At 40.0% G+C, this 15,398-nt stretch carries 13 protein-coding genes and 1 pseudogene; 5 read left to right on the forward strand and 9 right to left on the reverse strand.

The features are described 5' to 3' along the window. Positions 1-106 precede the first annotated feature (106 nt). Complete coding sequence (locus VB732_RS33745; RefSeq protein ID WP_323235186.1) at positions 107-883, forward strand: tetratricopeptide repeat protein; 777 nt, start codon at positions 107-109, stop codon at positions 881-883. 191 nt (positions 884-1,074) lie between these two features. On the opposite strand, the gene VB732_RS33750 is transcribed toward VB732_RS33745, so the two are convergent. Beyond that, the gene (locus tag VB732_RS33750) at positions 1,075-1,332 is read right to left on the reverse strand and encodes a hypothetical protein (RefSeq protein WP_323235187.1); all 258 of its coding nucleotides are present in this window, start codon (positions 1,330-1,332) and stop codon (positions 1,075-1,077) included. A 151-nt stretch (positions 1,333-1,483) separates the two neighbouring features. Here VB732_RS33750 and VB732_RS33755 point away from each other — a divergent pair, with 151 nt between their 5' ends. Next, positions 1,484-2,236 carry a hypothetical protein gene (locus VB732_RS33755; protein ID WP_323235188.1) on the forward strand — a complete coding sequence of 251 codons (753 nt, stop codon included), beginning with the start codon at positions 1,484-1,486 and terminating at the stop codon, positions 2,234-2,236. Positions 2,237-2,359: 123 nt separating this feature from the next. Here VB732_RS33755 and VB732_RS33760 read toward each other — a convergent pair whose 3' ends face one another. The 8 genes from VB732_RS33760 to VB732_RS33795 all read right to left on the reverse strand — a co-directional run bounded on the left by VB732_RS33760 (position 2,360) and on the right by VB732_RS33795 (position 12,190). Next, positions 2,360-2,962: a hypothetical protein gene (locus VB732_RS33760; protein ID WP_323235189.1), complete on the reverse strand. Its 603-nt coding sequence runs from the start codon at positions 2,960-2,962 to the stop codon at positions 2,360-2,362. Between the two features lie 170 nt (positions 2,963-3,132). Continuing rightward, positions 3,133-5,349 (reverse strand): AAA family ATPase, encoded by a 2,217-nt coding sequence (locus VB732_RS33765; protein ID WP_323235190.1) that lies wholly within the window; start codon positions 5,347-5,349, stop codon positions 3,133-3,135. Positions 5,350-5,483: 134 nt separating this feature from the next. Then, positions 5,484-6,320, reverse strand: a complete 837-nt coding sequence (locus VB732_RS33770) for an SWIM zinc finger family protein (RefSeq protein ID WP_323235191.1) — start codon at positions 6,318-6,320, stop codon at positions 5,484-5,486. A gap of 5 nt (positions 6,321-6,325) precedes the next feature. Next, positions 6,326-9,535: a DEAD/DEAH box helicase gene (locus VB732_RS33775; protein ID WP_323235192.1), complete on the reverse strand. Its 3,210-nt coding sequence runs from the start codon at positions 9,533-9,535 to the stop codon at positions 6,326-6,328. Positions 9,536-9,692: 157 nt separating this feature from the next. Then, positions 9,693-9,983 (reverse strand): hypothetical protein, encoded by a 291-nt coding sequence (locus VB732_RS33780; RefSeq protein WP_323235193.1) that lies wholly within the window; start codon positions 9,981-9,983, stop codon positions 9,693-9,695. Positions 9,984-9,991: 8 nt separating this feature from the next. Beyond that, the gene (locus tag VB732_RS33785) at positions 9,992-10,951 is read right to left on the reverse strand and encodes a ParM/StbA family protein (protein WP_323235194.1); all 960 of its coding nucleotides are present in this window, start codon (positions 10,949-10,951) and stop codon (positions 9,992-9,994) included. A 537-nt stretch (positions 10,952-11,488) separates the two neighbouring features. After that, the gene (locus VB732_RS33790; RefSeq protein ID WP_323235195.1) at positions 11,489-12,004 is read right to left on the reverse strand and encodes a hypothetical protein; all 516 of its coding nucleotides are present in this window, start codon (positions 12,002-12,004) and stop codon (positions 11,489-11,491) included. A 51-nt stretch (positions 12,005-12,055) separates the two neighbouring features. Further along, positions 12,056-12,190 carry a hypothetical protein gene (locus VB732_RS33795; RefSeq protein WP_323235196.1) on the reverse strand — a complete coding sequence of 45 codons (135 nt, stop codon included), beginning with the start codon at positions 12,188-12,190 and terminating at the stop codon, positions 12,056-12,058. Between the two features lie 519 nt (positions 12,191-12,709). Here VB732_RS33795 and VB732_RS33800 point away from each other — a divergent pair. From VB732_RS33800 to VB732_RS33810, 3 genes and pseudogenes are all read left to right on the forward strand, one after another. Beyond that, positions 12,710-13,483: a ParA family protein gene (locus VB732_RS33800; protein ID WP_094346400.1), complete on the forward strand. Its 774-nt coding sequence runs from the start codon at positions 12,710-12,712 to the stop codon at positions 13,481-13,483. Then, positions 13,480-14,448 carry a ParB/RepB/Spo0J family partition protein gene (locus tag VB732_RS33805; protein ID WP_323235197.1) on the forward strand — a complete coding sequence of 323 codons (969 nt, stop codon included), beginning with the start codon at positions 13,480-13,482 and terminating at the stop codon, positions 14,446-14,448. The genes VB732_RS33800 and VB732_RS33805 overlap by 4 nt, the downstream gene beginning before the upstream one ends. A 308-nt stretch (positions 14,449-14,756) precedes the next feature. Beyond that, positions 14,757-15,398 (forward strand): annotated as a pseudogene (locus VB732_RS33810) (helix-hairpin-helix domain-containing protein); the annotation flags it as partial.

Here is a 15,398-nt window from a genome sequence, read left to right on the forward strand (position 1 = left end):
AAAAAATAAAAGTCAAGAATTAGAAATACAGGGATAAATTAACTTGCTCGGCTAAATATCCAAATTGATGGATATTTAAAGAATTTTAAATCACAACAGAGAATATATGGTGGAATTAGCGGAAGAGATGGATGTAGAACAAGGGCAACTGTGGTATGAAAAAGGAATGGAACATCTTAAAACAGGAAACTTATCTGGAGTGATGGAGTGCTTCAGAAATGCACTTTATTTCTATCCTAATTTTGCGGAAGTTCACAATACTATAGGAATGATTCAGTTTCAAATCGAAAAATATGAAGGTGCGATTCAACTTTTCGATAATGCATTAGCAATGAATCCTAACTTTGCTGAAGCTTATAATAATCGGGGATTAGCCCGGTCAAAAATCTGTCATAAATCAGAATTCTCCAAGGTGATTGAAGATTACACTAAAGCCATCGCCCTGAATCCAAATTTACTCCAAGCTTATCTAAATCGGGCTGATACATACAAAAATCTAACTGGGGACAACCCAGCAGCTATCTTAGATTACAGTCAAGTAATTTCACTTGACCCAAACTGTTTATCAGCCTATATAAATAGGGCGAATATTTATTTCTTGTCTGGGGAACTAGAAAAATCACTTATTGATTTGGAAAAAGCATTATCTCTAGATGCTGATTGTGCAGAAGCATACTGTGGACGAGGGACAGTCAGATTCCATCTGGGCAATATTGAGGGCGCTAAAAAAGATTTATTTAAAGCTTTTGGTTTGTATGAGGCGCGAGGGAATATGATTTACTGTGCTTTTACTCGAAGTTTGATTATGGAGCTTTTTCGAGATTATGAAGTTTACAAAGATTTGTTTGGGGTTGAAAGCAGGATAGTCAAAGCGAAAAAGTAGCCACTTTTTTCGAGTGGCTACAAATTTCATCCAAGAATCTGAATCACAGCAGCTAAAATTGACGGTGCTTTATCGTTAGTTGGAATGAATACCCGCTTATTCAGCACAAGACTTACTAATTCTTGTGGACTTAAAAGCTTATTCTTTGATCTCAATGCTCGTAATTAAGTACGAAGCAAATACAAAAGGTTTTAAAAAGGAATGTGAATTTCTTCATTTTCCAATATCGTGGGAGGACTGAAGTTTGAAGAGGTATTTAAGTCTTGGACTAATTTATAGTTGTCTGGATGCCAACAAGTATCACTTAAGGAATTATTTAGCCATTCTTTTAAGTGATTTTGTAATTCGGAATCATTCTGAATCAACTGCTTTTCTTCAGTTGTCCAAACTCTTTCAATCGCGTCAGAGACAGCTTCAAAAATGGAGTCTTCTAATTGTTTTTGATTCATCTGGATGTATCGGTTCAAGAATTTTCACTTTCTGTTTCGCAAAGCGATGGCGTAACCGCCCACCGGAGGTGATAGCTCTTAAAGTGGCGCTTGAGCCATTACACAGAAATTTGTGTAAAATACGCTAAATACAAAGGTAAAACAACTGCCAATGCTCGATTACGTCAGTGCAGGAATCGCGTTTTACATCACAATGCTTCCGGTACAAGAATGGATATTGGAATTCCGCCTCGGTTATCTCGGTCGCTACTGGAGCCTGATAAGTGTTGCTGGCTTATTAATTGGCTTTTTGCTCTGTGCGCTGATATTTGTTCCACTGATTATCAACATGACACTAGATCCGTTCAGATATCCAGATCATGTTGTCATGAGTGCGATCGCCTCTGTCATTTTTGGCGCAATACTTTGGTTGGGACAGTGGCTAATTCTCCGCCAGACTGAAATGACACCAAGAGTTTTTGCGCTCATCAATACAGTAGTTGGAATTTTTGTCTTCTCTGTGCTGGTATGGTTTAACCAAAAAAGCTTGCAGTGGAGCGGTGGCCCGATTGAAGGTTGGAGAACTGGACTTATATTTCTAGTGGGTGGTACAGTTACCGGAGCCGCGACGGGTAAGGCTTTGGATTTTTACTGTGGGCGAGTCGAGCAGCGATTAATCAGACTTGAGAGGGAGAGGGTAGACCAAGAAACCCAAGAGCGGGAAAGGCTGGAGCGAGAAAAGTTTGAGAAGGCAAAGTTAGAGCAAGAACGCCTAGAAGCAGAGATGGCAGAACGGAAAAGGATACAGAGGGAAGCGGCTCAAGAGGAAGAACGCCTGTGGTACGAGCAGCATGGGAAGGATTATGCTGATTATGAATACGATGAGGATGAAGAGGAGTACGAAGATCAAGGCGAGGAGGAATAAACTCAATTCTCCATTAAATTGTTAAAGCAGGGAATGTTCAAGCAGAAATAGAAAAGCTGTCTTCACCACCATCAGGACGATAGCGCCATAAATGCTGTGCAAATTTTGGTTTAATCGCGGATTTTAAAAGTCATTATCAGTAAAAGGAACTATGGATGGTAAAAACCTTTTCAGAGATGGATAAAATTGTAATCTTGCTGTACAATCATCTGTTTGTGATACTTCTAATTCAATTGTTTGCTGATTTTTTTCATCAAAGAGCAACTGGATTTGATAATTAGTCCAGAATTGCTCGCCAAGTTGATCTTCTAAATCAAAAAGTTTTTCTTCATCACCCCATATATTTGACCAAAGTCCGATCCTATTAGCCCGAAAATGATTTTGACCATTTGCATCCCCAATTACAAAATATGCTTCGACAGTCAAATTAAATTCCAAATCATCGACCTCTGTTTCTGTAATGTTGCAGTTAACGAGTACTAAGGTATCTGGGTTAACGTTTATTACCTGCTCTTGGCGTTTTAATAATTCTTGTAATACGAAATCAGGTAATAGCTCAGAACTTCCCTCAAGGGCTTGTTTTTGAGTTTCTGGCGAGTAACGGGTTTTTAACTCTTGGGTAATTAAAATTAAAATATCTTCACTAGCTAAATTGACAACTATCTTTTTATCTGTGGGATTAAGGAAACTTCCAACATTCAGATTAATGTGTTTTTTAATTGGCATAATTCTCTAAAATCCTTTTGAACAGTTCATACTCATCTACAAATAAAGCGAAGGCAAGGAAAAATATTACCTCAGCTTCAGTTCTTCGTTTTGATCAAGACGTACTTCCGAGTAATTGCCGGAGTGAAAATCATAATTATAAATGACTGTGATTTGAGAGCCTATTATGTTCATCCGCTAATATTTAAAAATGCCACAGTGCTTGACCAATTAACGGATTGGTTGAGTAAGTAACGAACAAATAAATCTTTAATAATATTTATTTCCTCACTTGTCAAATTAGCAGCTAGACGATCTACATAACTTGGTCGATTAGGATTAGCAGTAAATAAACGCTTGATAAAATTATCAGAGATGTGCATAGGTGTCAAATACTGCTCAAGAACTACTTGTACGCAGTGTCCATTTGAGGCAAAAGCGTGACGCAAATCATCAGCATCCCAGTTAAGCATGGGGTCAGAGACATCTGTATAAATAGCTTCTTCCGCTAAAACTAATCGCTTATACAATTGGGCATCTAAATTTTGGCTGGGCAGTAAGCGGTAAAACCTTTGGGTATGACGAGGTACTGTCTCAGCTAAAATAAGCTTGACTGAGTGCGGGAGCAATTGAGTTAAAATTTGAGCAGCAAGTCCCTTATCCGATTCTGAGGCTAGTACATTGCGCCCGATAATAGAGTCAAACTGTACATTTGGTGCAAGAGATGCCAGCATAGCAGGTATCTGTGCAACAGATGCAGTAAAAACTATTGGTCGCATTGTTTCAGGAAGTGCCGCAGCAAGTTCATTTAAAGCATTGGCATCAGAGCGATTGCGAACACAGGCATAAACCCCACCTTCAGGAACTTGCCGGATTGCTTCCCAAGTAAGTAAACCAGTGGCGGTATTTAGATCCAATACTAAGTGATGACGTTGTAATTGAGCAAAATTGAAAATGCGCTCGCGCACAGATGCTAATTGTGTACTGACTTGAGAAAGTGTGCGTTGCAACCAGCGCTCATCTGCTCGGTCAAAAGTTCCATAAGTCATGACTTCCATTGGTGCAACACCAATACCTTCTACTATTGCGGCAAGTTGGGCTTCCCGACGACGCGCCACTTGTGTTGCGATTTGGTGTTCATAACCTTGGGTTGATGGTTGGTAAAACAATTGACCTTGCAAGCTCTTGGGTAAATATTGCTGTTCTACCCAATGATCTCGGTAAGCGTGAGGATAGAGATAACCAGCCCCATGCCCAAAACCTTTTTTATCCCGATTGGCATCTTTAAGGTGAGTAGGGACTTCTGCAACATTTTCATTTTCTACTGCGGCGAAAGCATCAAAAAAGCCCATAATGCTATTGGATTTTGGTGCAGTCGCTAAATAAAGTACTGCCTGTGCTAAATGATAACGTCCTTCTGGCATTCCCACGCGGTCAAAAGCTTGGGCACAGGCATTTGTAACGACAATTGCTTGTGGATCAGCCAATCCGACATCTTCGCTTGCAAGAATTAACATCCGACGGAAGATGAAGCGCGGGTCTTCACCGGCATAAACCATTTTGGCCAGCCAATAGAGTGCTGCATCTGGGTCAGAACCTCGTAAGCTCTTAATAAAAGCACTAATGGTATCAAAATGGGCATCCCCTTCTTTGTCGTATAAAACAGCACGTTGTTGAATAGATTCTTCTGCGACTGCTAGGGGAATATGAATAACACCTGTAGTATCGGCGGGTGTAGTCTCTACAGCTAGTTGCAAAGCATTCAATAATGAACGAGCATCACCATTAGCAACATTAACTAGATGAGCTAAAGCATCTGTGTCAATTTGCACTGTTAACTTGCCATAACCGCGTTCCGAATCGAAGAGTGTTTGCTCAATAATTTTGTATAAATCTTTATCAGTTAATTGCTGAAGTTGAAAAATCCGCGAACGGCTGACGAGTGCCTTATTGACTTCAAAAAAAGGATTTTCGGTGGTAGCACCAATGAGAATGATTGTACCATTCTCTACCCAAGGCAATAGAGCATCTTGCTGAGACTTGTTAAAACGATGGACTTCATCGACAAAAAGAATAGTTCGTTGATTATGGAACTTGCGCTGTTGTTGGGCTTTTTCAATTGCCGCTCGAATTTCTTTAACTCCCGAAAGTACGGCATTGATAGCAATGAAGTGAGCGCAGGTGCTGTTGGCAATAACACGGGCTAAAGTAGTTTTGCCAGTCCCTGGTGGCCCAGAAAAGATTAAGGAAGACAGTTGATCCAAACTAATAGCACGCCGCAGTAGCCTTCCTTGCCCGATAATATGCTCTTGACCAATAAATTCATCAAGTGTCCGTGGACGCATCCGAGCCGCTAGGGGTGCTGATTCTTCAGTTATTTTTGCAAGATGCTGGTCAAATAAATCCATTATTAAATACGTCTTCAGAAGTGGAGTTTTTCAAGGCATAAAATATGTGCGTATGCTTTTTCAAGGTAAAAAATTATAACGGCAACTAACATCTAAAAAGAAATTACTTTACGATGTCGTTATCAGCGCTGAAATCAGAAATGATGATTTTTGGTTTTGACTCGCTGATACAGTTCTTCCATTGTTTCAAGAAAGGAAGCATCATTGTGCCAGAAATCAGGAAAATCCCCTTGTTTCTTAATCAAAATTCCACAGATACTACCTGGAGTGGCCACTTCAATAGTTTGTGGTAATCGTTTTGTACCTAACCAAAATTCTCTGGCATTTGGCATTTGGTTAAGAGATTGCTTTTCTAGCTTAGTGTACAGCGAATTAGAAAGTTCTAAAGGAATTTCCTTAGTATTCAATTCCTCAGATAGAGCTTTTCCCAAAGGAGAATCAGCTAATTTGGCTTGAAGTTCTGCTTTCGATAATCCCCGTAATTCAAATAACAACCAGGGATTATTATCTAATTGAGAAGCCACTAAATAGTAAACTCCAGCAATGTGCTTACAGGGATTAGCATAATCTGGACAAGAGCATTTAGTTTTGAAATCCTTACTACTATGGGGCAATAAATGTAGCCCCAAATGAGAGAAAGTATCTTCAATATTTTCTGGGACTTCATTTAGCAGCAATCGAGAAATGATACTGGCTTTAGAAGAAAGCTTTTGGATAGCTTCATTCCAATGGGTTTTAGCAATAGGTGTAATCTGAATCTCTATATTATAAGTTGGTTCTTTGTAGACTCCAAAATAGGGATTAACTGAGCCTCTGACTTTGGCAGTAATTTTATTTAAGTCAATCTCAAAGCTTTTGACTTTACCACCGCTAGCATAAGACCGTCCTCTTTTGAGTCGGTTATCATCTGTAAAAGCTTCTAGTGCTTGAATAAAGCGATCGCCCCACCAAGTTCGACTAAATTTAGCCATAATATCTACTCCAAAATTGCACTCTTGTTCAATGAAATCAACCGCTTAAAGGCTTCATTATCTAATTCTGTAAGCCAAGATTCATCACTACCAATAACAGCATCAGAGAGTTTTTTCTTATCTTCAATCATTTGGTCAATTCTCTCTTCTAAAGTCCCAATAGCAACAAATTTATGCACAAAGACGTTCTTTTTCTGACCAATACGGAAAGCACGGTCAGTTGCTTGGTCTTCAACTGCTGGGTTCCACCAACGGTCAAAGTGAAAGACATGGTTGGCTTTCGTGAGGGTGATACCTACGCCCCCTGCTTTCAAGGAAAGGATAAAAACCGATGGTTCTGTATTTGGGTCTTGAAATTCGGTAATCATTTGTTCTCGGCGTGGGCGACTGGTGCCACCATGCAAGTAGTAAGTATTGCAATGCAGACTATGTTTGAGATGTTTCTCGATCTTTTCACCCACTTCCGTAAATTGACTAAAAATGAGTAAACTTTCTCCTTCATCAACTGCCTCCTCAACCATCTCTGCTAACCGACTAAGTTTGTGGGAACGTAGTGGTGAAAATTCGCTCCCATCTTGGAGAAATTGGGCTGGATGATTACAAATCTGCTTCAATTTCATCAGGGTTGAAAGAATCAATCCTTTGCGCTGAATTCCCTCTGCTGATTGCAATTGTTTTTCTACATCTAGTACCACCACTTCATAAAGCGATGCTTGCTCTTTGGTCAGGTTAGTGTAGAGTTTTTGTTCAACTTTATCTGGCAAGTCATTAATAATAGATTGGTCAGTTTTTAACCTTCGCAGAATTAGAGGTTCTACCAGTTTTTTCAAAGTGGCAGATTTCACGCGGTCATTGTCTTTTTGAATCGGAATCTCGAATATTTTCCGAAACTGGGCTTCTTTACCCAAGTAACCAGGATTGAGAAAATTAAAAATTGACCATAAATCCACTAAGCGGTTTTCTACAGGAGTGCCTGTCAATGCCAGTCGGTGTTTAGCTCTTAATTTTAAAATAGCTTTAGTTTGGGCAGCTTTCGGATTTTTAATATTTTGTGCCTCATCCAGTACTAAACGTTGCCACTCGATGCTGCTCAATAACTTTTCATCTTTGCGGACTAAAGTAAAAGAACTAATTATCACATCGTTTTGTTGACAAGCAGCTTTGAAATCAGCTAGATTTTGCAGCCTAGTGCTACCATGATGCACCATAGTTTTTAAATGAGGTGCAAATTTGGCAATTTCTTTCTGCCAGTTGCCAACAACAGAAGTCGGAGCAATTAATAGTGTAGGCAGGGCAGATAAAGAAGTAATCTTTTCACCTACTTTCAGAGCTGAATGTAACTCCTTCTCTTGCACTAATCGGGCAATCACCTGCACGGATTTACCTAAACCCATATCGTCTGCCAAACAGCCATTTAATCCCAAATTTTCTAGATATTGTAGCCAGGAAACACCACGCTTTTGATATTCTCGGAGGGTGCCTTGCAGATTATCAAGTTCAGAAATTGGTTCTAGGCGACTTTTATCTTGTAGCTTTGCTATCATCTCTGACAAAGCTTCATCATGTTCAATTTCCCATTCTGACCCCAATTCAGCACTGCGTTGTAGAAACTCCAGTAAGGTCATCTGGGGTTGTTCTTCACCGTGGGACTGCCAAAATTCGAGTAACTGCTGCATTTTATCCCGGTCTAATTCCATCCATTGACCGCGAAAATGCACTAGGGGAGTTTTAGCATTAATCAGTTGTTCCCATTCAATAGGTGTGACAGTTTGCTCCCCAATCGCTAACTCATACTGATACTCCACCAGTGAGTCTAAGCCGAAATAGCTTTTTGTTTCCCCTTTCGTTGCAGCAAGTTTACTACCCGATGCTTTGAGGCGAATTTTGGCGCGGCGACGACCTGTGGGAGTATACCAAGCAGGTACAATTACTTTGAATCCTGAGTCTTCTAACACCCAAGCACTTTCTTGAAGGAAGTCAAATGCTTCTTCTAAAGTAATTTGCATTGCGATTGGACTCGCTGTTTCCAACCCAAGCCATAGTTTGGGATACATCCGGGCTGCATACCCCAGATTCAGCAGTAAATTTGTTTCAAAATCTTTACCAAAATCTTTATGTACACCAGTTTTAGTAAATTGATTCATTGTCCAGTAGTCTGCTAACGCTAACTTCAAGGATGGATCTTGTTTACTCGCTACTAGAAATTGAATTTGCCAATTGTCTATTTGTGACGATGAAGGAGAATGTAACTGGAAGCATAGATGAAAAGGTGAATCAGATTGAGTACGAGTAATTTTGGTTTTCCATACCAACCATTGCTGATATTCCTCAAGGGCAGTATTTGTTGTGAGTGGGTTATGCTGACGAGGAGAAAAGCAAGATTCAATTAGAGAATCAGCAATTTGTTTGTCAAAAGCGGCTGTAGATGGGGTGTGAGTTACTAAATCGTGAAGTACATATTCGGAAAAGTGACGCAATAGTGTTTCTTGATCAAAAAACTCAATAGGATAGCTAACTGTTGCTTTACCTGCCACACATATTAGTGGCATATAGTCAATATATTTAAGAATATTTGCTTCATATTGTTCGGAAATAATTTCCCAGGTGGCATAAATTTCAAATGTTGCTTTAGCAGTCTTTTTTTTGCCTTTTTTGTGGGGATTTTCCGTTGATAAATGTCGATACTTCAGTGCGGGAATAAATTGGTCTTTGAGGATTACTTGTTTAAAACTTTGAGTGTAATGATACCAAAATAATAAATCTGAACCAATTTGAAACTTCTCCGCATTATATATTGCTAAAAAATGGATATCTTTAAGTAATTTGATAATATTAAGTGCTGTGGCATTTTTGGTAGATACTACTGTTTCATAACAATCTACCTGCCAGTATTGGAATTCTTCATAGCTGTCAGTCAACTCAATTTCTAAATACTTGGTTAATTCTGGTGAAGGTAGGGGCTGATTATTGGTCGTTGGTAAGGCAAAGTATTTAGGAGATATGCGTTGGGAAAATTCAGTATTGTCTTCTTTAATTCCCAATTCTTGTACTAAAAAGGCGATTAATTCGGATTTAACCAAATGTCCAGGATGAATTTGTTGACTATTGGTGTGACTTTTGTGGGATAATTGAGTTTCTACCCACAAGTAAAAAGACCCTGACTGAATAAAGTCAGTTTCCTCGTTTGGTATCCAGGTGCCATGAAGTATTCTCATTGTTGTGATGTCTCTGGATTGTTCGGAAATTCACGCGCCTTAGAATTACTTTAGCAAACAGAGGTGCTAGAATTATTTCCTTTATGCAAAAGAAAGCGATGACGCTATAGTGCTGCGATCGCTTGTTCAGAAATCAGACATAAATCCTACATTTTGGCTACAAATCAAAGTCAAGGCTGAATGTTTCTCCATCAGAATCCTCTTGTTCCTCCTCTGTAATTTGAGTTGGACTCCAAGAGGTGAGTTGGTTTGATTCAGTATTAAAAGGTGAGTTAGGTAAAAGTTGTGCAGGTAATCCAGCCTTGATGAAAACAAAATAGCAATCAACTATAAAGTAAAGCGTGTCCAGGTAGCTTTTATCTAGTTTTTGCGATTCTGCAAATATGCGCTCTCGGTAATTATCTTTAAGGCGAACTTTTTCCGGTGCTAAGTCTTTTTTATCTGCCATAGTTATATTCACTTAATAGATGTAGATGCTGGATTCTTGGCAAAAATAGTTTTTGCCATCTCTAGAAGCCCAGAGACATTGGCTTCTACCGGATTGTCCAGGATTTTGAAGCCGTTTTTCTCCAACAGCTTCTTAAATCCAGGTAAGAGGCAGCCTCCACCAATCGCCCAGATTTCATCCCCTTGGTGCTTGGCATCAAGTGTCAGATTCACCACTTTCTTCAAGTATTTTTCATACCAATCTTTCAAACAAGCACTGTATATATCTTTGATATCGATGTCACGGCTGTACTTGGTATGTCCCATCTCTAGACAAAATCGGATAGTGGAAGGATCTCCGATTTTTCCGCCATTTAGATGTTTCATTTTTTGGGAGATATCATCGATGAGAACTTCTACACCGATGGGGTAAGCAGTGTGAACTTCTCGTTGACCCCGGTTGTAACGAGAATATAGGGTTGTTCCATTACCAAAGTCTAAAATGGTTAGCTTTTTTGGTAGTGGATGCCCAAACAATGCACCCATACCCTCTAGTACAACTTTCAGCACTTCTACTTTTACTTCTGATTGCTTGCCAGCAAGTATTGGCTGATATTCTCCATTGAGTACTTTTTGTAATTCTTCAGCCAGACCGACATCATGTAAGCTAACGACTAATTTTAAATGCCAAGCTTTACGGTGTGGCAAATGTGCCAATGCACCCAATAAAGTCAACAACGCATTATTGACTTTATTTTCATTATTGTCTGTATTGCGGTCAAAATAATTCCCTGTCCGGTAAGCTGACTCTCCAACAGTATAAGCAGTACCGTTAAAAACTACGCGCCCTGGCACATCTTCCATTTCTGCATTGGTTATATAGCTCGGCACACGAATTACTTCAAATCCTTCGACTAAAAGTTTAAGGCTTCCGTAACCGTTATCGAAACCCGCAGGAAAAATTTTTTGTAAGGTGTGAATGTTTGACATAGGCTCCAAGTAATACACTTTAAATTGTGAAAGTTATCTGTTCAAAGGATCTGCAAGAGCAAGAGAAAGAAGAATAAAATAACTTCCCCTTTTTTGCCTAATCTCAAGAGCTTATCATAACCCCTTGGGGGCTAAATGGGGTACAAAATATTAACCAGCCAAATATACCCCATTTAGCACCTATATGCACCCTATATAGGGGTCAAAATCTCACCAAAGTCTTGAGCTATTGTTGGGGTATATATAGCCCCCATATAGCCCCCATTAAGAATTTTTGAAATCTTTTTTATCATGCAGCAGAAATTAAATTAGATCATCGTTGACTCTTTGATTTATTCTTTTTATTACCAATTTACTTTCCCGCAAGATGTAGCTCTACCCTGATCCACTTGGAATTTACTTACAATAAATTGGTCACTTTTCAAGGGATTGCAAGACTTGAGATTGTTGGGAGGACTTGTAAGTTCAACACTGGCAGTTGAAAAGCAATTCAGTCTTTCACTCTAACTTCTTGCTGACTACGTAACGAGTGGGTTACTACTTGCTGACAGGTTCAGCTTTCTCTACTGAATTATCATTCACACCCAAAGTCAATTCCAAAGGAGTTCTTTGGGGGTAAGCTTTTACCACTTGTCGATAAACTTCATAGTTAGTAGGTAGCGTGTTCTGAGTATTACCCACTCCATAGGTCAGTTTGTACTTTACATTTTTGATCAATTCAGGTTTGCTTGCCTCTTCTGGAGATTTTTTGCGTTGTTCAACTTCATCAACACTTGGCCTCGGCGGTAAAGTAGCCCACCATAGCCCTCTGTCATCTGGGCCAACAACTGCTCCTGCCGGTTTCAATCCATTCCGATTCAACACTGAAGTATTCGCAAAGATTTCAATACGTGGCTGTGGTTGACTTGTTAGGTTATTCGCATACTTGACTTGCCAGGAGTAACTGGTGAGTGCTGTAGCTTCATACTGTTCAGCAGTAGTAGTGCTGCAACTAGTTAGTGTCAGTGCCGTTAGTGCAGTTATTATTGAGGGTAAAATTTTCAACTTTTGCATTATCAATCGTAAATATCTCTTACTAATCACTCTTGAAGAGGGAGTGCGCCATCATTGCTGCCAAGGAGAAGGAATCGCTGTTGTCGAAATCACTTCTCCTGTTTTTAATCTGATACCAGTCTGCTCACAGTTGGGGTATTGGACTTTCACTTTAATCAGTGAAGGATGTTCTTTATATTCTCCCATTACTAGCTCTTTTGTAAACTCGCACTTTTATTCTCTGTTGGTAGTACCAAAAAAGTGTTTATCTTAGATATATTTCATCAGATATCGGCTAGAAATATTTGTTGTACTGTTGTATTTTCAAGCAAGATTACCCATGCAATTTCTGGTGTGTCAGCAGTGCAAATCATTGGCGATGCTGGAAATAAAAAGTGCAATACTGGTAGCGTGCATAAGTTATCAGAATCAGATTCGGATTTTTTTAACACTGGCAGAAGTTAGTCGCCTTTTGTTGGTGTATCTGTATCTGTATCTGCATCTAAGACAATTGCTTATAGTTCATCTACTCTCTCTGCTGCCACCAAATACAATTCGCGTTCGCGGTATTCAAATGATAACTTGTATACTCTTGCTACAGGCAACTTCTAGGCAGTATGGAATGGAAAGTAATCTTGCAACCTCTAAGAGTTGTATTCCCCCTAATCAAGCGCTACAATCTGCCTGTATTAGAAGTACTTTTTGCGATAACTGCAATTTATTAAAGTGAGCCAAACCCGGATTATTGCACTATTTAACCAAAGTGGTGGGGTTGCCAAGACAACACTTACTCAAAATCTGGGCTACCACCTTGCACTTAAAAAACGTCGTGTTTTGCTTGTGGATATGGACCCGCAGGCATCTCTCACTACATTTATGGGACTCGAACCAGACGAATTGAGTATTAGTATTCAACAAACAATAGTTGATAACAGACCATTACCTATCTATCCTGAACCGATTCATAGTATGGCGCTTGTCCCTGCTGACATTAATCTTGCCGCTAGTGAAATGCAACTTAGTAGTGCGATCGCTAGAGAATATCGCCTAAAAAATGGACTCTTGAATGTGCAAGATAATTACGACTTCATTCTTATCGACTGTCCACCTTCTTTGGGGTTACTCAGTATCATCAGCCTCACTGCTGCTACTCATATTCTCGTTCCTATCCAATGTCAATTTAAGTCATTTAAGGGAACTGAACTTTTACTCAGTACGATCACCCAAGTCCGCAGTCATACCAACCCCAGATTGCAATTTGCTGGATTTGTTCCTACAATGTTCGATGGTCGGACTGCCCAGGAATCGCGTACACTTAAAGCTGTACAAGAACAACTATCAGAGATAGCTCCTGTATATCCACCAATTCCAAAAACTATTGCCTTTGCCGATGCTTCTGAGCGCCGAGTCCCACTAGCATTATTTGATAAAAACCATCCAGCCGTGGGTGTACTCAAAAAAATTGCTGATAGCATAGATAAACTTGAATTAAAACTGTGAGTAGCAAACGTAACGAACCTTACGCTGCAATCAAAAAGCCTGTCGATCTGCTGTTTGGCACTGTAACTGGGTCACAATCTGAGGATCAAGCCAGCGCTACTAACACAATTGCAATTGCCAAAATTAAGCTACCTTCCTCACAGCCAAGGCGCTATTTCGATGAGCAGAAGCTTGAAGAACTATCACATTCAATCAAAGAATTGGGTATTCTCGAACCTCTGTTAGTGCGTCCGCTCTCTGAGGGCGATTATGAATTAGTAGCCGGAGAACGACGCTACAAAGCGGCATTGATGGCTCTTTTAACTGAGGTTCCTGTAGTAGTCCGCATAATGGATGATGCGACTACGTACCAAGTGCGCCTCGTTGAAAACCTGCAACGCGAAGACCTCAATCCACTAGAAGAGACTGAAGGTATCCTTGAACTATTGGCATTTCGGTTGTCAATCAGTACGTCAGAAACCGTCAAACTGCTTCAAAAAATGGAAAACGAAGCTAAAGGAAAAATTACCCGTAACGTTACGGGTAATTCTCAAACTCTACTTGTTGAGGAAATATTTACAGCGTTAGGAGGCATGAAGTGGGATTCATTTGTTCGCAATCGCTTGCCTTTACTCAATCTCCCTCAAGATGTGCTTTCAGTATTGCGTTCGGGAAAAATTGAGTACACCAAAGCAAGGGCAATCGCTAAGGTGAAAAATGAAAAAACAAGAATTCAACTACTAGAAGACGCGATCGCCTACAATCTTTCATTGAGCGAAATTAAGCGGAGGATTTCAGAAATTCAGCAGAAGCCGGAATCAGAGTCTCGCACTCAAACAGAGTCAACATCTCTGAAAGACCGCGTTGAGGGCACACTTCGCCGTTTTAAGCAGTCCAAGGTATGGGATGATCCGAAAAAAAAAGCAAAGCTAGAGAAGCTCTTGGCTCAGTTGGATGTATTGATGAAAAATGACTTCACAAACTGATAAAAATAAATTAGCTAAAACTGATAAAAAAATTTGATTTTATACCACTAATATTTCGGGGATTGACTGTGACCTTATATCAAGTAGTTGAGTAGAATGTTGCAGTATGAGCGGTAGTTGTTAAATCTCAACAATCTGCCTTATTGAGAATAGACTAAAATAGAGGTTCAGCTCGAACAATCATAAATCAAAAGTTTCGAGGATATCTTATCCCGAACTCCTAATACCGGGCATCTTTCTTAGTATTTATGTACTATAATTAGCTGACTTCCAATATTATAATAATGTGCGGCATCTGATCATAAGCAATGTCCACTCCTTCTAATCTTTCCGCTCAACAAATAAGCGCCTTTCCTCAACACGAAACAATCACCGGAGTCGTAGAACGCCTAACTTTTTACTCTGCTGAGTCAGGTTACACCGTCGCAAGACTGACTCGCCCGCGTAGCACTGAACTCACAACAATTGTTGGTAGCTTTGCCAATATTCAGCCAGGTCAAACTCTACAACTAACTGGTTTTTGGCGTGACCATCCACAATTTGGCCCCCAGTTCCAGGCAGTTAATTATCGAGAAACCAAACCAGCCACTCTTACCGGAATTGAGAAATATTTGGGCAGTGGTTTAATCAAAGGCGTGGGCCCAGTCACAGCAAGACGGATTGTTGCTCACTTCGGGCTAGAAACCCTGGACATCATCGAAAACCAGATTGAACGACTGATTGAAGTCCAGGGTATTGCTAAAAAGCGGATCACACTCATCAAAAACGCTTGGTCAACTCAAAAAGCGATCAAAGAAGTGATGGTATTTCTCCAGGGGCATGGTGTTTCTACACTTATGCTGTGAAGATTTACAAGCAATATAAGGATGAGGCGATCGCCACTGTTACCAAAAACCCCTACCAGCTAGCAGCCGATATCTATGGGATCGGTTTTCTGACTGCTGACAAGA

It is taken from the genome of Nostoc sp. UHCC 0252, assembly GCF_034931145.1.
In the GTDB taxonomy this organism is placed as follows: Bacteria; Cyanobacteriota; Cyanobacteriia; order Cyanobacteriales; family Nostocaceae; genus Nostoc.